The sequence below is a fragment of the Microbacterium sp. NPDC091676 genome (assembly GCF_044756645.1).
In the GTDB taxonomy this organism is placed as follows: Bacteria; Actinomycetota; Actinomycetes; order Actinomycetales; family Microbacteriaceae; genus Microbacterium; species Microbacterium paraoxydans_D.
The window spans coordinates 1,377,448-1,394,879 of sequence record NZ_JBIVTI010000001.1; the positions used below are offsets into that span (position 1 = coordinate 1,377,448).

At 70.9% G+C, this 17,432-nt stretch carries 13 protein-coding genes; all 13 read right to left on the bottom strand.

Annotated features, from left to right (window positions below; translation table 11 throughout):
- Complete coding sequence (guaA, locus tag ACIQID_RS06760; protein WP_136052711.1) at positions 1–1,587, bottom strand: glutamine-hydrolyzing GMP synthase; 1,587 nt, start codon at positions 1,585–1,587, stop codon at positions 1–3.
- The gene (locus tag ACIQID_RS06765; protein ID WP_062635876.1) at positions 1,584–2,096 is read right to left on the bottom strand and encodes a DUF3817 domain-containing protein; all 513 of its coding nucleotides are present in this window, start codon (positions 2,094–2,096) and stop codon (positions 1,584–1,586) included. The genes guaA and ACIQID_RS06765 overlap by 4 nt, the downstream gene beginning before the upstream one ends.
- A 103-nt stretch (positions 2,097–2,199) precedes the next feature.
- Complete coding sequence (locus tag ACIQID_RS06770; RefSeq protein ID WP_400283184.1) at positions 2,200–6,840, bottom strand: ExeM/NucH family extracellular endonuclease; 4,641 nt, start codon at positions 6,838–6,840, stop codon at positions 2,200–2,202.
- 241 nt (positions 6,841–7,081) lie between these two features.
- A complete protein-coding gene (locus tag ACIQID_RS06775; RefSeq protein WP_400285696.1) occupies positions 7,082–7,840 on the bottom strand; it encodes an SURF1 family protein in 759 nt (252 codons plus the stop codon).
- A gap of 57 nt (positions 7,841–7,897) precedes the next feature.
- Complete coding sequence (locus ACIQID_RS06780) at positions 7,898–9,013, bottom strand: GuaB3 family IMP dehydrogenase-related protein (protein WP_336501781.1); 1,116 nt, start codon at positions 9,011–9,013, stop codon at positions 7,898–7,900.
- A 45-nt stretch (positions 9,014–9,058) separates the two neighbouring features.
- A complete protein-coding gene (locus ACIQID_RS06785) occupies positions 9,059–10,747 on the bottom strand; it encodes an ABC-F family ATP-binding cassette domain-containing protein (protein ID WP_400283187.1) in 1,689 nt (562 codons plus the stop codon).
- Positions 10,748–10,793: 46 nt separating this feature from the next.
- Positions 10,794–12,614 (bottom strand): ATP-binding protein, encoded by a 1,821-nt coding sequence (locus ACIQID_RS06790; RefSeq protein WP_400283189.1) that lies wholly within the window; start codon positions 12,612–12,614, stop codon positions 10,794–10,796.
- Positions 12,611–12,958 (bottom strand): response regulator, encoded by a 348-nt coding sequence (locus ACIQID_RS06795; RefSeq protein ID WP_312673483.1) that lies wholly within the window; start codon positions 12,956–12,958, stop codon positions 12,611–12,613. Before ACIQID_RS06795 ends, ACIQID_RS06790 begins: the two co-directional genes overlap by 4 nt.
- Positions 12,955–13,098: a hypothetical protein gene (locus tag ACIQID_RS06800; RefSeq protein WP_312673484.1), complete on the bottom strand. Its 144-nt coding sequence runs from the start codon at positions 13,096–13,098 to the stop codon at positions 12,955–12,957. Before ACIQID_RS06800 ends, ACIQID_RS06795 begins: the two co-directional genes overlap by 4 nt.
- Positions 13,095–14,582 (bottom strand): glycosyltransferase, encoded by a 1,488-nt coding sequence (locus tag ACIQID_RS06805; RefSeq protein ID WP_400283194.1) that lies wholly within the window; start codon positions 14,580–14,582, stop codon positions 13,095–13,097. Before ACIQID_RS06805 ends, ACIQID_RS06800 begins: the two co-directional genes overlap by 4 nt.
- On the bottom strand, positions 14,582–15,295 hold the full coding sequence (locus tag ACIQID_RS06810; protein ID WP_400283197.1) for a PHP domain-containing protein: 714 nt from the start codon (positions 15,293–15,295) through the stop codon (positions 14,582–14,584). The genes ACIQID_RS06805 and ACIQID_RS06810 overlap by 1 nt, the downstream gene beginning before the upstream one ends.
- Positions 15,292–16,281, bottom strand: a complete 990-nt coding sequence (locus ACIQID_RS06815) for an ATP-grasp domain-containing protein (protein ID WP_400283200.1) — start codon at positions 16,279–16,281, stop codon at positions 15,292–15,294. Before ACIQID_RS06815 ends, ACIQID_RS06810 begins: the two co-directional genes overlap by 4 nt.
- A complete protein-coding gene (locus ACIQID_RS06820; RefSeq protein WP_312673488.1) occupies positions 16,282–17,328 on the bottom strand; it encodes a response regulator in 1,047 nt (348 codons plus the stop codon). It lies immediately after the preceding gene.
- Positions 17,329–17,432 lie beyond the last annotated feature (104 nt).

Below are 17,432 nucleotides of genomic sequence, written 5' to 3' on the forward strand. Positions count from 1 at the left end.
CTACTCCCACTCGATCGTCCCCGGCGGCTTCGACGTGACGTCGAGCACGACCCGGTTGACGTCGCGGACGCCGTTGGTGATCCGGTTCGAGATCTTCGAGAGCACGTCGTACGGCAGGCGGGTCCAGTCGGCCGTCATCGCGTCCTCGCTGGAGACCGGACGCAGCACGATCGGGTGGCCGTAGGTGCGGCCGTCGCCCTGCACGCCCACCGAGCGCACGTCGGCGAGGAGCACGACCGGGCACTGCCAGATCTCCTGGTCGAGGCCGGCCTTCGTCAGCTCCTCGCGGGCGATGGCGTCGGCCTCACGCAGAATCTCGAGACGGTCAGCGGTGACCTCACCGATGATCCGGATGCCGAGGCCGGGCCCCGGAAACGGCTGGCGTCCGACGATCGCCTCGGGGATGCCGAGCTCGCGGCCGATCGCGCGGACCTCGTCCTTGAAGAGGGCCCGCAGCGGCTCGATGAGCTCGAAGTCGAGGTCGTCCGGAAGGCCGCCCACGTTGTGGTGCGACTTGATGTTGGCGGTACCCGCACCGCCGCCCGACTCCACCACGTCCGGGTAGAGCGTGCCCTGCACGAGGAACTTCACCGGGGCGCCGCCGTCGGCCTTCGCCTCCTCGACGAGGTCGAGCTGCACCTTCTCGAACGCGCGGATGAACTCGCGGCCGATGATCTTGCGCTTCTCCTCGGGGTCGGTCACGCCCTGGAGGTGACCGAGGAAGGTCTCCGCGGCGTCGACCGTGATGAGGCGCACACCGGTGGACTCGACGTAGTCCTTCTCGACCTGCTCGCGCTCGCCCTTGCGGAGGAGCCCGTGATCGACGAAGACGGCCGTGAGCTGGTCGCCGATGGCCTTGTGCACGAGAGCGGTCGACACGGCGGAGTCCACGCCGCCGGAGAGCGCCGAGATGACCCGCGCGTCGCCGACCTGCTCGCGGATGCGCTCGACCTGCTCGGCGATCACGTTGTCGGGGTTCCAGTCGGACGCGAGACCCGCACCCTTGTGGAGGAAGTTCTCCAGCACGCGCTGGCCGTGGTCCGAGTGCTTGACCTCCGGGTGCCACTGCACGCCGTAGAAGCCGCGCTCCTCGTTCGCGAAGGCGGCGACCTTCGTGGCCTCCGTCGTCGCGAGCACCTCGAAGCCCTCGGGCGCCTTCGCGACCTGGTCGCCATGGCTCATCCACACGTTCTGCTCGGTCGGCTGCCCGCTGAGCAGCGTGCCGCCGTCACCCGAGATGACCGCATCCGTGGCGCCGTACTCGCGGAGACCGGTGTGCGCGACCTCGCCGCCGAGGGTCTGGGCCATGTACTGGAAGCCGTAGCAGATGCCGAGCGTGGGGACGCCGAGGTCGAAGACCGACGGGTCGAGCTTCGGCGCGCCCTCCTCGTACACCGACGAGGGTCCCCCCGAGAGGATGATCGCGACGGGGTTCTTGGCGGCGATCTCCTCGGCCGTGGCGGTGTGCGGCACGATCTCGCTGTAGACACCGGCCTCGCGGACGCGGCGGGCGATGAGCTGCGCATACTGGGCGCCGAAGTCGACGACGAGCGCGGGGCGCTGCTGGGTCTCGGACTGTTCGGTCAACGGACACCTTCCGGGGCGATCGCGGAGGCCTCGGCGGCCTCCCGGGTGGCGAGATAGGTCTTGACTTCACGGGCGACGATCGCCTCCATGAAGAACGACAGCAGCGGGATGACGCCGCCGAGCGCGAGGAGGATGAACCGGCGGAACGGCCAGCGCATCAGGCTCCACATGCGGAAGCATGCGAAGAGGTAGACGACGTAGAACCAGCCGTGGGCGACGAGGATGAACAGCGAGATGTTGAAGCCGTCCCCCAAGGAGGTCATCTCGCATGAGTTCGTCCACGGCGCGAACAGCGACCACCACTGGCAGTCCGGCCCCGCGATGACGCCGGCGAACCAGAGCGGGCCGCCCGATCCCCCGGCGAAGAGCTCGAGGTGGATCGGCGTGTACTTCAGCACCATCTCGGCGAGCAGCAGGAGCAGCATGACTCCCGTGATGATCGACGCGATCTGGTAGAACTTCAGCGCACCGCGGATCGCCGGAAAGCTGGCGACTTTCGGTTCGGGCATGACCCCAGTCTAGTCGTCGGCGGGCGACGCCCCGACCCCGCGGGAACGACGGAGGCCGCCGGGTCGCCCCGACGGCCTCCGCCTCGTCATCCGCCGATCGGCGTCAGAACCATCCGGTCAGGAGGTCCCACAGCCAGTCGACGATGTCCTTGATGATCCCGCCGATGCCGCCGGCGCGGTTGACGGTGACCGTGGCCGTGGCCTCGTCCCCGTCGGCCTGCGCCACCGCGACGGTGTACTTCCCGGGCTGGGCGTTCTTCGGCACCGTCACCGAGGTACTGAACGTGCCGTCCTGACGGACCTGCACCGTGCCCACCTGGACGCCCTGGCCCTTCTTCGGCCGGAGCTCCACCGTGACGGTCTCGCCGGGCTGGTAGCCCTCGCCGGTGACCGAGAGCTTCTTGCCCGCGGTCACCTTCGAGGAGCCGAGCGCGATGGTCCCCGCGAACTCCTCCTCGCCGGCGATCGTGAACGGCACCTGCACCGTCGTGCCCGTGGCCGGGACCTCGACCGTGAGCTGCTGCTCACCGAACACTCCGGACGGCACCGTGAAGGTGAGGGTGGCGCGGCCGCCCTCGTCGGTGGTGTCCACGATGGTCGGGTCGACCGTGCCGGACGCGAGCTGGGTGTCGCCGAGCGACAGCGTGACCGCTCCGGGAGCCGCCTCGCCACCGCTGAACGCCAGCGAGGAGAGCGAGACCGTCACCTGGTCGCCCGCGCGGTAGCCGTCGGCGTCCGCCGGGCTGACGGTCACCCCGACCGCGCGCTGGGCGAGGTCCGGCGAGGCCGTCTTGTTCGCGTCGAACCAGTCGACCATGGACTGGAGGTCGATCTTGCCGGTGTCCCGCTTGCCCGCCCCCTCCTTGAAGGTGGCGAAGTTGTCGCCGCCCGCCGCGAGGAAGGAGTTCGCCGCCACCGTGTACTCCCCGTTCGGGTCGATCGCGGTGCCGTTCAGCGTGATCGAGGTGATCCGCGAACCCGCGGCCGCCGTCGGGTCGTAGGTGTACACCAGCCCCTCGGAGACGCCGAGCTTGAGGAACGGTCGTGCCGATCCGGCCGGCTGCCACTGCTCCTCCAGCACGCCCTTCAGCTGCGTCCCGGTGAGCGTCAGCGTGACCAGGGTGTTGGCGAACGGCTGGACGGTCGCCGCCTCCCGATACGTGACGTTGCCGTCGGGGTCCTCGGCGTTGCTCGACGCGTAGGTCAGGTTGGCACGGATGCCACCCGGGTTCATGAGCGCGATGTCCGCACCCGTGGACCACTTCTGCACGTCGGCGACGAAGTTGCCGATGGTGGACTCGCCACCGCGGTTCTCCGAGCCGTTGGACTGCCGCGCGCGGTTGAAGTCGGCGGTGATGTCGCCCACCTTCACGGCGCCCAGCACGTCGGCCTCCGCCTTCGCCTTGTCGACGATGGCCTGCACCTCCGGCACCGCCGGGTACAGCGGCTTGCCGGCGGACGTGAGGGGCTTGATCTCGTTGGTGATCGAGAGCAGCTCCTTCGTCTTCGGGTCGACCTGGATGTTCATGAGGCCGAGGTTCTCGCCGTACTGCCCCGCCGAGACGACCGGCCGGCCGTCGATGACGTGGTTGTAGGCGAGGTGCGTGTGCGCCGAGACGATCGCGTCCACGTCGTCGTCGACGCCGTAGACGATCTCGCCCAGCGGCGAGTCCTCGGTGATCGCGGACAGCGCGGTGCTCTCCGCACCCTCGTGCACGAGCAGGATGACGACGTCCGCCTCGCCGTTCGCGGGGTCTCCGTCGCGGAGGTCGTCGGACACGGCGTTCACGGAGTCGACGATGCTGCGCACCTCGAGATCCGCGATGCCCTCGGGCGAGACGAGCGAGTCGAGGTCTTCGGTGACGGCGCCCACGAAGCCCACGCGCACACCGTCGAGCTCCTTGACCCAGGCCGGGGCGAGCGCCGGCTCACCGGTCTCCGTGAGGAACACGTTCGAGGAGATGTACTCCCAGTCCGCGCGCTCCTGCACCCGATCGCGCAGGTCGTCCCAGCCCTGGTCGAACTCGTGGTTGCCCGCGGCGCTCACGTCCAGGCCGGCGGCGTTGAGCGCGTCGATGGTCGGGTTGTCGTCGTTGATGAACGAGGTGAAGGTCGAGGCCCCGATCAGGTCGCCGGCTCCGGCGAAGATCGTGTTCGGGTTCGCGGCACGGAACTGCTGCACCGCGCCCGCGAGCACCGCGGCACCCGCCGCGGCCCCGTCGGCCTCGATACGGCCGTGGAAGTCGTTCACCGTCACGACGTCGATGTTCACCGGAGGGATCTCCGCGGAGACGCCGACGAGGATCGGGTCGTGGTCGCTGGACCGGTACGGGGTGCCCTCCTCGGTGGCGCCGAACGCGTAGCCGCGATCGCTCCACTCCGGCGAGTTGATGCCCCACACACCGGCGCCCGTGATCGAGGGGACGAGCGACGGCGATGCGATCACGTGGTCGAGCGAGCCGAGCTCCCCGTCGAACGTGTACGTGTACTGCCCCTCCGCCTCGTCGGCGGCCACGTCGCTCCACCCCTGTGAGGTGAACACGTCGATCGGGTCTTCCTGCCCGTAGGCGTTGAAGTCGCCGATCAGCAGCATGTCGCTGCTGCCGCTGGTCTCGGCCAGCTCATCCGTGAAGGCGAGGATGGCCTGCGCCTGCTTCACCCGGTCGGCGTTGAAGAACCCCTGGCCGTCGGCCGGCTCCGCCCCGGCGCCCTGCGGCGGGGACTTCGACTTCAGGTGGTTGGCGACGACGGTGACGACGCGGCCGTCGATGTCGAACGCCTGCGCGATCGGCTCCCGGGCGTTGCCCCACACGGACTCGTCGGTGACGGTGGCGCTGTCGCCCACCGTGCTGACGGCGTCCTTCTTGAAGATGATCGCGTTGGTGATGTAGTCCGTGGTCGCCGGGTCCTGCAGGGCCTTCGGCGTGCGCACGTAGTCCCACACGTCGGAGCCCGCGTCGGCGTTGAGACCGGCGACGAGGTCCTTCAGGGCGGTGTCGACGGGCTTGCCCAGCTTGACCGAGTTCTCGATCTCCATCAGCGCCACGATCTCCGCGTCGAGGCCGTTGATGGCCGAGACGATCTTGGACTTCTGGATCGCGAACTGGGCGGCGTTCGCCGCGCCGCGGGCGTCGGCGTTCTCGCTCTTCAGCGTCGTGAAGTAGTTGTAGACGTTGAACGACGCCACCTGCGCGTCACCGCCCACCTCCGGAGCCTTCTCGGGGCGCGGGTTGGTCGCCTCGAAGGTGACCTTGCGCTCCGCCGGGGAGGCGTCGTCGATCGGCACGACCGGCTGCAGCCGCCAGTCGTCGAAGCCCCACTGGAGCACGTAGCCGTTGGATCCGAAGTCGACGGTGTCGCCGTTGCGGACCACCGTGTCCTCCGTGAAGTACGGCTGCTGGCCCGGGTGGCCGTTGTTGGTCACCTGGATCGACCAGGCGTCGTCGAGCAGGATGCGGTTGGCGCGGTTCTCGGCCGCGATGGCGGCGGCGTCGGCCCCGGGACGCGTGGTCTCGGTGCTCTTGACGTTGAGGTCGTCGCCGGCGTTCAGCCACAGCGCCCCGTAGTTGTAGAGCTGGTGGCTCGACGCGAGCCGGTACGTGCCGGTCGGAGCGACGTACATGTTCTCGTACTGCTCGCGGTCGGCACCGCGCACGGTGTCCGGGAGCGGCGTGAGGGCGGGCACGCCCACACCGGCCGTGACGACCGAGACGTCGGCGACCGCGGCGGGAGCGATCTGGGTCTGACCGAAGTACTCGCTCACGGTGCCGGTCACCGAGACGAGGTCGCCGATCTCGAGCGTGGGCGCGAGCGCGTTCAGGAAGACGAACACCCCGTCCGAGGCGCCGGGGGTCGCGTCGTCGTCGCCGCCCGAGCCCTGCGTCTGGATCACGATGCCCTTGTAGCCGCCGGTGCGATGGTCGGCGGTGACGACGCCCTCGACGCGGACCCGCTGTCCCGCGAGCGGCGAGACGTCGCCGGTGCCCTGGACCTCGGCGATCGTGGCGGTCTTGGGCTCCTCGCCCGGCTCCTCCCCCGGGTCGGTGCCGGGGTCGGTGCCGCCGGAGTTCTGCGGGGTGATCGTCGCCGACAGCGTGAAGTCGGCCTTGTTGTCGTCCGCGTCGGCACCCGCCGTGCGGTTCAGCGACCGGACGTCGGTGTTGCTCGAGGGGGCGGCGGCCGCCGCCGTCTCGAAGGTGTTCGAGGTGCCGTAGCCCAGGAGGTCGATCACACCGTCGACGCCGACCGTCGACCCGGGGGTCAGGGTGACCGCCGCGGTGCCCTCGACGAGGGCCAGCGTGCCGTTGGTGCCGCTCGGGCTCAGCGTCGTGGTCGCGTCGGGCGTCGGGAGGGCGGCGCCGTTGGTGCCGTTGCTGTTCCCCTGCACGAGGAAGTAGCCGCCCGCGGGGATCGTGCCCTTCAGCGGTGCGACGCCGTTGAAGGCGCCGGTCCCCGCCGCGGAGCGGTACTGCAGCGACAGGCCGTCGAGGGTGACGGGCGCCGTCGTCGGGTTGTACAGCTCCACGAACTTGTTCGTGAACGCCGCCCCCGCGCTTCCGCCGGACAGGTAGGCCTCGTTGATCACCACCCCGGTGCCGTCGGTGTTCGCCGACGCGGGCGCGGCCACCAGCGAGCCGAGGCTCAGGGCGGCGACGCACGTCGCGGCGAGAGCGCCCACGCGCCCTCGGATTCTGCGGTGCGAGACGGGGGTCAGGGTCTCCCCGTGCTCAGGAGCGGACATCATCGGTGCTGTCTCCTCGATCGTGTTCCGGCGCTGCTCAGGCCGCTGTCATCGCACACATCGGGAACTCCCAGCGTGCGCACATGGAGCGAGCATACGGAGCGGTTCGGACATCCTCAACGGAGTTTTCCCATTGGTCACCGAGCGCTCACCGAATGGCCGCGACACCCCCTGACGAAGGTTCACACGGAGCCGTCGCGGCGCGCAGAAGCGCAGCGTCGGCCGCGCGGATGCGCAACGGCCATCAGACGGCCGCGGCCCCCTCGGCCTCCTCGAACTCCTCCACCTCGCGCTCCCAGGCGTCCTTCGCCAGGCGGTACCAGAGATAGAACGCGAAGCCGGCGAAGATCGCCCACTCGGCGGCGTAGAAGACGTTGAGCCAGTTGACGGGTGACTGCTCGTCCGGCGCCGGGGAGGCGATGTCGACGAGTCCCGCCGTCGCGGTGGTCGAGGCCAGGTACGGACGATAGACGTCGAGCTGCTCGATGTCGTGCCAGCGGCTCAGGAGTGCGGCCGGGGACATCCGGTCCAGCTGCTCGGGATCGGTCCGCGGAGGCACCGACGGCCCCTCATCCGAGATGATGCGGCCGGCGACCTCGACCACGTCGCCGTCCGCCGCGGCCTCCAGGCGCTCCACGGCGGCGTCCGCGGCCTCGCGGTCCGGAGCCCAGCCGATCGCCACCGCCAGCGAGACGCGCTCGTCGACCCGGAGCTGACCGGTGACCCAGTACCCCTCGACGCCGTCGTTGAAACGACTGCCCACGACCAGGAAGTCGCCGGGGACCCAGACGCCCTCCGTCTCCACGCGCTGCCCGACGAGGGGCTCGGGGAGGTACTCCCTCGGATCCACGACCTCGTCCAGGGGTCGCACCTGCTCGGTGGCCCCCGGCGCCGGCGGATCGGTCTCGATCGCCCGCTCCAGCTGCCACTGGCCGAGCCACGCGAAGACCCCCGCGACGACGAGGCACAGCAGCAGCATCGCGATCCAGCGTCCCCGCAGCATCACCTCACGGAGGGTCGGCGGGAACGGAGCAGGCGCGGTCACGGTGATGCGAAGACCTCAGGCCTCGTACGGGGCCAGCACGACCTCCACCCGCTGGAACTCCTTGAGGTCGGAGTACCCGGTGGTGGCCATCGACTTGCGCAGCGCGCCGATGAGGTTCGCGGTGCCGTCGGCGACCGGAGCGGGGCCGTAGAGGATCTCCTCCAGCGTGCCGATGCCGCCCACCTCGACGCGTCGTCCGCGGGGCAGCTTCGGGTGGTGCGCCTCGGGACCCCAGTGGAACCCCCGTCCGGGAGCGTCCGTCGCGCGGGCGAGCGCGACACCGAGCATGACCGCGTCGGCGCCCATGGCGAGCGCCTTCACGATGTCGCCCGAGGTGCCGACGCCACCGTCGGCGATCACGTGCACATAGCGCCCGCCGGACTCGTCGAGGTAGTCGCGACGCGCGGCCGCCACGTCGGACACCGCGGTCGCCATGGGGGCGTGGATGCCCAGGGTGGCACGGGTGGTGGACGCCGCGCCGCCGCCGAACCCGACGAGGACGCCGGCCGCGCCGGTGCGCATGAGGTGCAGCGCCGCGGTGTAGGTCGCCGCGCCCCCGACGATCACGGGCACGTCGAGGTCGTAGATGAACTTCTTGAGGTTCAGGGGCTCCGCCACGCTCGACACGTGCTCGGCGGAGACGGTCGTCCCCCGGATGACGAACAGGTCGACCCCGGCCGCGGCGACGGTGTCGTAGAACTCCTGCGTGCGCTGCGGGGTGAGGGAGCCGGCGACTGTGACGCCCGCCTCCCGGATCTCGGCGAGGCGGCGGGTGATGAGCTCGGGCTTGATGGGCTCCGAGTAGAGCTCCTGCATGCGCACGGTCGCGCGGTCCTCCGCGAGGCCCGCGATCTCGGCGAGCAGCGGCTCCGGGTCCTCGTAGCGGGTCCAGAGCCCCTCCAGGTCGAGCACCCCCAGACCGCCGAGCTGCCCGAGCATGATCGCGGTGCGCGGGCTGACGACCGAGTCCATCGGCGCACCGAGCACCGGGATCTCGAAGCCGAAGGCGTCGATCGTCCACGCGGTGGACACGTCCTCCGGGTTCCGCGTGCGCCGCGAGGGCACCACCGCGATGTCGTCGAACGTGTACGCGCGACGCGCGCGCTTTCCTCGGCCGAGCTCGATCTCCATGGTCACCCGTCCAGCCTACCCGGCGCCCGGCGGCCTCCGCGGCGGTCAGCGCGCACGCGCCACCCGCCGCTCGTCCCACACCGGCTCGTCGGACTCGTAGACCTCGCCGTCCGTGCCGAACACGAGGAACCGGTCGAAGGAGCGCGCGAACCACCGGTCGTGCGTGACCGCCACCACGGTGCCCTCGAAGCGCCCGAGCGCCTCCTCCAGCGCCTCGGCCGATTCCAGGTCGAGGTTGTCGGTGGGCTCGTCGAGGAGGAGGAGGGTCGCGCCGGACAGCTCGAGCAGGAGCACCTGAAACCGCGCCTGCTGTCCGCCGGAGAGCGATTCGAACGGCTGCTGGGCCTGGCGGACGAGGCCGTACCTGTCCAGGGCCGAGCTCGCCGCGTCGCGGGGCATGCCGTCACGGAGGTCGTCTCCCCGGTGCAGGATCTCCAGCAGCGTGCGGCCGACGAACTCCGGGTGCGCATGGGTCTGCGCGAAGAGCCCCGGCACCACGCGGGCGCCGAGCACCGCACGACCGGTGTGCGCGACGGGGCTGAGCTCCTCAGCGACCGCGGTCACGTGCCCCAGAGACGGATCCGGGTCGGTGCCGCCGCGGGCCAGCAGCCGCAGGAAGTGCGACTTGCCCGAGCCGTTCGAGCCCAGGACCCCGACCCGGTCGCCGTACCAGATCTCGGTGTCGAACGGACGCATGAGGCCGGTCAGCTCCAGCCGCTCCGCGACGACGGCCCGCTTGCCGGTCCTCGCGCCGCGGAGGCGCATGTCGAACTCCTGCGCCGGGGGCCGCTCCTCCGGCGGGCCCGCCTCCTCGAACTTCCGCAGCCGCGTCTGCGCCGCCTGGTAGCGGGACGCGAAGCCGTCGTTGGCGGACGCCTTGACCTTGAGGTTCGCGACGAGGACGCGGAGCTTCTCATGCTGCTCGTCCCATCGCCGGCGCAGCTCGTCGAGCCGATCCATCCGATCGCTGCGCGCCTGGTGATAGGTGGCGAAGCTCCCGCCGTGCACCCACGCCGTCGATCCCGCCGCGCCGGGCTCCAGCGTGATCAGCCGATCGGCGGCTCTGGCGAGGAGCTCGCGGTCGTGCGAGACCAGCAGCACCGTCTTGTCGGTGGCGCGCAGGCGCTCCTCGAGCCACCGCTTGGTCGGCACGTCGAGGTAGTTGTCCGGCTCGTCGAGCAGGAGCACCTCGTCCGGGCCGCGGAGCAGCGCCTCCAAGGCGAGGCGCTTCTGCTCGCCGCCGGAGAGGGAGGTGAGCTCGCGGTAGCGTGCCCGCTCGAACGGCACGCCGAGCGCTGCCATGGTGCACTGGTCCCATACGGTCTCGTGCTCGTAGCCGCCGGCGTCCGCGTACTCGGCGATGGCGGAGGCGTAGGCCATCTGGGTGTCGTGCTCGTCGCGGTCGATGAGGGCGTTCTCCGCGGCCTCCAGCGCTTCCGCGGCGCTACGGAGGCGCGTCGGAGCCACGCGCACGAGCAGCTCGTGCACGGTCTGGCCCGGCTCGCCGTGTCCGACGAACTGGTCCATGCCGCCGAGGCCGCCGTCGATGGTCACCACCCCGTCGTCGGCCGGCTGCTCACCGCGGATGATCCGCAGCAGCGTCGTCTTCCCGGCCCCGTTCGGTCCGATGAGAGCACTCGTCGAGCCCGCCCCGACACGGAACGACACCTCGTCGAGAAGCGGTCTGCCATCGGGGAGCGTCAACGAGATCCCGGATGCGTCGATGTACCCCACAGGCGTGGCCGTCCTTCCGCCCGCGGACAGCGAGCCGACCAGGCTATCAGTCCGCGCGGCTGAGCGTCTGCAGCACCTCGGTCTTGGGAGCCGCCGGGAGGACGAACCGGAACTCGGTGCCCACCCCCTCCTCGCTGGTCACGTCCATCGACCCGCCGTGGGCCAGGACGATCGCGCGCGTGATCGTGAGACCCAGCCCCACCCCCGGCACGGCGTTGCGCGTGGCCGTCGAGGCGCGGAAGAACCGGGTGAAGAGCATGCGCTGCTCGTCCTGCGGGATCCCGACCCCGGTGTCGGCGATGGCGACCTGCACCCCGCCGTCGAGGCGACGCACGGCGGCCGTCACTCGCCCCCCGCGCGGGGTGAACTTGATGGCGTTCGAGAGGAGGTTGTCCACCGCCTGCCCGAGGCGTCCGGGATCGACGAGCAGCGGGATCGGCTCGTCCCCGACCTGCAGGTCCAGCTCGATCCCCTCGCGCTGCGCATGCGGTCCCGCCGAGACCACCGCCGAGCGCACGAGCTCCGCGACGTCGGCCTGGTCCCGTTCCAGGGGGAACCGCCCCGACTCCACCTGCGCCGTGAAGAGCAGGTCGCCGACGAGGTTGAGCAGGCGCTTCGCGTTGCGCTCGATGATGCCGACGAACTCCTGCTGATCCTCCGTCAGCGGCTGACCGGGATCGTTCTGCAGCAGGTCGAGGAAGCCGATGATGGCGCTCAACGGCGTCCGCAGCTCATGGGAGATCATCCCCACGAACTCGTCTTTCATGCGCGCGACCTCGACGGCTCTCGTCTCGTCGGTGAGCACGAACAGGTACCCCTGCTGCGCGCCGGACGGATCCTTGTGCGGCGTCACGGTCACCCGGGCGGGCACCGTCGTGCCGCCCGCGGTCCTGACCTCGATGTCGCCGTCGACCGTGTTCCCCGCGTCCGCCTGGGCGAAGAGCTCGCAGAGGCCCTCCGGCACGTCCGCGCGCTCGTCGGGCGCACCGGGCACGCGCGGTGCGCGCGCGACCCCTTCGCGCGCGGCGGTGTCCTCGGCCAGCATGGCCAACGCCGACGACGAGAAGAAGCGGTCGACGCGCACGTCGTCGAGAGCCTCGTCGTGAGAGAGCCCCAGCAGGCGGACGGCGCCGGGGTTCCACGCCGTGACCCGCCCCTCGCGATCGGTGCCGATCACGGCCTGCGCGGTGATCGACGCCCACAGGCCCTCGAACGAATCGAGGAGCACGCGGTACTCGTGCTCCTTCTGTCGCAGCTGCACGATCATCGACACGTTCTCGGACAGCGCCTTGGTCCGCTCCGTGACCAGCTCCTCCGCCTGCTGCACCCGCAGGCGCTGCTGCCGGGAGAGCTCGTTCACCACGGCGGCCACGGCCGCGAAGACGAGGGGACCGACGACGCCGCGGAGCCACACGACGGCGTTCGTCGGCGGTTCGATGACGTAGGGGATCAGCAGCGCGAGCGATGTGAACGCGCCGACCACGAAGACCCAGCGGATCCCGGGTGCCGCCGCGATCCAGATCACGGGGAGCAGCACGAGCGAGCTGAAGAGCGAGGCCGCCCCTCCCGTCCCGGCGCGGAAGAGACCCAGTCCCAGGATGTCGACCATCGGGACCAGGAGCACGATCCAGCCCTCCCGGATGTGCAGCGCGCTGAGCACTCCGGCATGGAGCGTCGCCACCAGAACGATCGCGAGGCCGGCCAGGGCGAGGGTGAGATCGGTGAACGGCAGGCTGGGGATGGCCCAGGTCATCACACCCGCGATCGCCGCCGCGACGAGCGTCGGGACCTGCTTGATGATCGGGTTCGGGTTGTCGACGACCCGGTACCAGCGGTTCTCGGCGCGCTCCAGCGGCGTCGCCCTCATCGCGGTACCCGTTCGACGGCGCGGTGCAGGTCCGCTCCGGTGACCGGCTTCGGCAGAGCGGCGTCCGCCGGCGGATACTCGGCGACGTCGAGCACCGAGCTGACGATGAGGAAGCACTCCGGGTAGCGTTCGTGGATCAGCCGGCAGCAGGCCTGCCCCGAGATGCCGGGGAGCAGCAGATCCATGACAGCGACCACCGGGTCGATGTCCGGGAACGCGGCGATGGCGGACTCCGCGTCGGGAGCGACGAACACGTCGAAGCCCTCCCGGTCGAGGTACCGCCCCAGGAGGGTCGCCTGGTCCGGCGCGTCCTCGACGACCAGGGCGAGCGGTCGTCCGGTCATCGCAGGAGCAGCTCTCGGATCACGACGATCACGACGACGACGGCGAGGGAGAGCAGCGCCTGCGGGACGAGCCGGCGCTCCTTGCGGGCGTCTGCCGCGATCTCCTCGACCTCGGCGTCGTACGAGGGTGCGTCGGTCATGAGTCGACCCGTCCGATCTTCTCGGTCTTGATCCAGGAGGCGTCCGCGCGTCGCCACTCCTTGACGTAGGAGTCGGCGGTGATCGCGCACAGCAGCGATCCGTACCCGCACACGTACAGCAGCAGCCCTGCGAAGAAGCGGCCGCCCGGCAAGGGCTCGACGGCCCGCGCGAGCCAGATGCCGAGCATCGACACCGGCCCCCACAGGGCGAAAGCCAGCAGCCACAGCACGTGCGTCTGCTCGGTCGGTTCCTGCCCGGCAGCGCCGATCAGGCCGTCCAGCGCCCACGGGAACAGCGCCAGAGCCATGAGGATGAGCGCCCCGAGGCCCGGGAACGTGATCGCCTCGCGCCAGGACTGCCGCCCGATGCGCGGATCGAGCTGGACGGAGTAGAGCATCGAGAAGATGTAGATGGCCGCCGCGGCGATCCACATGAACCGGAAGACGAACTCCGCGACGTCGCTGTGCAGAAGCAGGAGGACGATCATCGCGGTGGCCGCGAGGAGCAGGAGCGCCGGCATCAGCAGGATCGTGAACCAGGCCAGCCCGAAGGGGATGCTGCCCAGGTTGTGGTCGCGACTCGGCCGGAACCAGAGCCTCTTGTAGATCGAGGTGAGCTGCACGTTGCCCCGGGCCCAGCGCAGCCGCTGCTTCCACAGACTGTCGATCGTCCGCGGCTCCTCGGCGAGCACCACGGCATGCGGCTCGAACACCATCCGGCGGCCGTGGAGCTGGCTCTCGAAGGTCGTCATGGTGTCCTCGGCGAGCGTGCCCGTCGGGATGCGTCCGCCGATCGCCTCGAGGTTCGCGCGGGAGTGCAGCTGCGCTCCGCCGGCGAGACAGGCGATGGCCCCGCCGACGTTCTGCGTGCGCCGCGCCGAGAGCTGCCCGATGACGTACTCGATCGCGATGAACCGGGTGAGGTAGTTGCGGTCCCTGCTGCCCTCCGCGATGTAGGCCGTGACGGCGCCGACCTCCGCGTCGGCGAGGTGTCGGGTGAGCTTGCGCAGGGAGTCCCGCGCGAAGATCACGTCGGCGTCCATGATGAGCACCGCTTCGGTCCACGGGTCGGCGAGCACGACGTCCAGGCCGTGGTTCAGCGTGTGCGCCTTGCCCTCGCCGCCCTTCTCGCGTCGCAGGTGCACGACGCGCCCCGGATAGGTGGCCGCCTTCTGCTGCACGAGAGCCGGGGTGTCGTCCGTGGACGCGTCGTCGACGACGAAGACGCGGAGGCGCTCGGCGGGGTACTCGAGCTGGAGCAGCCGCTCGATCGCGGGGCCGATCACCAGGCCCTCGTTCCAGGCCGGGATGACCACGGCCACGTTCGGGTGGTACGGGGCGGCCTTGCCGTAGTGATTGCGGAAGGCGTGCAGCGGCAGCATGAGGAACTGCAGCCCGGTGTTGATGACCGGGAGCGTGCCGATCAGCACGCACAGCAGGAGGAGGACGACGACGACGGTCTCGATCCAGGTCAGTTCGGGCATCAGCGTCCCTCCGGCCCTTCGAGCAGCGGGACGATGCGGGAGTACCGGCCGACGTCTCCGGCCGCGTGGCTGTCGGTGGACGCGACGATCCGCGCGCCGGCACGCTCCAGCGCGGTCAGCGCCTCTGCGCCCGGGCACACCCACTTCTCGTTGACCTCGACGACGGTGTCCGTCTCCGCGGCGGCGCGGGCCCACGCATCGAGGCGCTCGGCTCCGAGCTCTCCCTCCGCGAGACCGATCTTCGGCAGGATCGAGAAGCAGTGCGCGAGCTGGTTGCCCGGGTGGCGGCGCATGGTGGCGATGACGGCGTCCACGAACTGGTCGAGGACGTCGGCCGGCGCCCAGCCGGACGCGATGCGCTCGCGGACCGCCGTCGGGCCGAGCGGCCCGTCCGCACCGGGGAATTGGTGGTCGGCGATGAGGATCCGGTCGATGCCCGCAGGAAGCGACGGGATGTCGAGCGCGCCCGAGGCATCGAGGATCTTCGCCTCGACGCCGGTGAGCACCGTCAGCCCGTCCGGGACGTCCAGCCGGCGGACGGCGGCGAGGTACTCCGGAACCCAGGTCGTGCTCTGCCGCACGTGGTCGACGAGCCGGACGGTGTCGAGACCGGCGGCCGCAGCCGCGGCGACGTTCTCCTCCAGCGTGGAGACCGCGTCGTCGGAGAACGTCGAGTGGACGTGGTGGTCTCCGCGCAGGGCGGGATGGCTCACAGCTCCTCCTGGTGGCCGGCGTGCGCCGACACGAGCACGTCGTCGACCTCGACGATCACGTCCTCCAGGAAGCGCACCGAGGCGACCTCGCGGAAGGGCACCTGCACCGGGATCTCCCGGCCGAGGAAGAGGTCGGCGACGAGCGACGGGATGTCGACTCCGGCGGCGATCGTCAGCGGGAGCGCGCCGGGGAAGCGCGGGTTGACCTCGAGCAGCACGGCGCGCCCGTCCCGATCGCGACGGAGCTGCACGTTGGCGACGCCGACGAGGCCGATCGCCCGCGCGACGGCGGCGGCGGTCTCCTCGAGCTCGGGGTCGCGGAGGGTGCGGCCGGCGATCGCGACGCCCGAATCCACACGGGCACGGGTGCGCGGCACCGCCGCGACCACGCCGCCGGAGGCGTCGGCGATCACATCGACCGAGTACTCCTCGCCGGGGAGGAAGTCCTGCACGATCAGCCCCTCGTCCGTGGGGAGGGCGGCGAGCGCCTCCGCGTCGGGGACGAGGCGCACGCCGCGGCTGCCCGCCCCCTGCCGGGGCTTGGCGAACACGGGGAACTCCCACGCGACCTCAGCGGCATCCGGGCCGGCGAGCACGGTGCGCGGCACACGACCGGTCAGCGCGCAGCGCTCTGCGAGGGCGAGCTTGTCGAGGGCGGTGTGCAGCGTGTCGGCGGGCGGCGCGGCGAGGACCGCGGGGGCCAGCTCGTCCCGGCGGTCCGCGAGCGCGATCAGCTCCACGTCGACCGTCGAGATCACGAGGTCGAGACCGTCCTCGGCGACCATCCGGGCGATCGCCGGCACGAAGTCCGCGTCCCGCCCCGGAGGGACCAGACGACGCTGCGCCGGCGGGACGAGGTAGATGCCGCTCGCCCAGCCGTCCATGTCGGCGGCGAAGACCGTCAGATCGGACCGTCGCAGCAGGGAGCGGATCACCGCGACCCCGGCGGGACCCCCGGCTCCGGTGACCAGTACGCGCTTCGTCATTCAGCTCTCCCGTCGGGTCAGTTCATGAGCGCCGATGAACTCGGCGGTCTCGCGCACGACCTCCAGCGGCTCGACGGCCTCGCCGCCGCCGAAGCGCGACCAGTACCGGGCGGTGGCGGTGACGAACTCCGGAGCGAGGTACTCCCGGTTCGCGGCGGCCTGGGACTGGAAGCACTCCAGCAGCCGCAGCTTGTCGTCCAGGAAGCGGTCGATGCGGACGAAGCGCGTGGGGCGGTAGTCGATGGTCGCGGACGGGCTCTGGTAGCACGCGACCGTCCCGACGCGGCGGGTCGCGACGATCGTCGCCTCGTTCACCGCGCGGTGATCCTGGTGGCGGTCGTGGTGCGAGTGCGTGTAGACGATGGTCGGCTGGATCTCCTGCACGACCTCCTCGATGAGGCGGACGGTCGACCCGCCGCCCGAGATCTCGGTGTCGACGAGGTCTTTCACGAACAGCCGGGCGCCCACCTGCTCGGCTGCGGCGAGCGACTCGTGCTGACGGCTGTCCGCGTCGCCGCCGCGAGCGCCCCGGGAGAGCGTGAGGATCGTGATCCGGTCGCCGGCGGCCGCATGCGCGGCGAGGATGCCGCCGACGCCGATCTCGACGTCGTCCGGGTGGGCCCCGATCGCGAGGACGACCTCGCCGGTCCTGGCCTCCGCCTTCCGGCGCCGGGACTCCTCGACGAGCCGGGTGACCGACTCCACGAGCCGGGCGTTGTCGAGCGGCTTGGTGAGGAACTCGTCGGCCTGTGCCCGGAGCGCGGAGACGGCGTACTCGACCGAGACGTGCGCCGTCATCACGATGACCGGCACGGTCGGCATGAGGCGCCGCAACTCCGCGAGCAGCTCCAGGCCGCTGAGCCCCGGCATCTCGATGTCGGTGACCACGACGTCGGGTCTCGCCTCGGCGGCCTTCTCGAGGGCCGATCGGCCGTCGTCGGCGAGATCGACGACGCAGCCGGCGCGCCGTTCCAGGACGGTCTTCACGAGCAGGGCGACGTCGTGGTCGTCGTCGACGACGAGGATGCGAGGGGGGACCTCAGCCATGTACAGCTCTCCTTGGGGAGATTCCCTGCCGGGGGGATTCGGCGGTGCAGCGCCGATGCCTTCATCACCGGGCCGCAGGGAAAGTCGAGCGGGGTACGTCGATT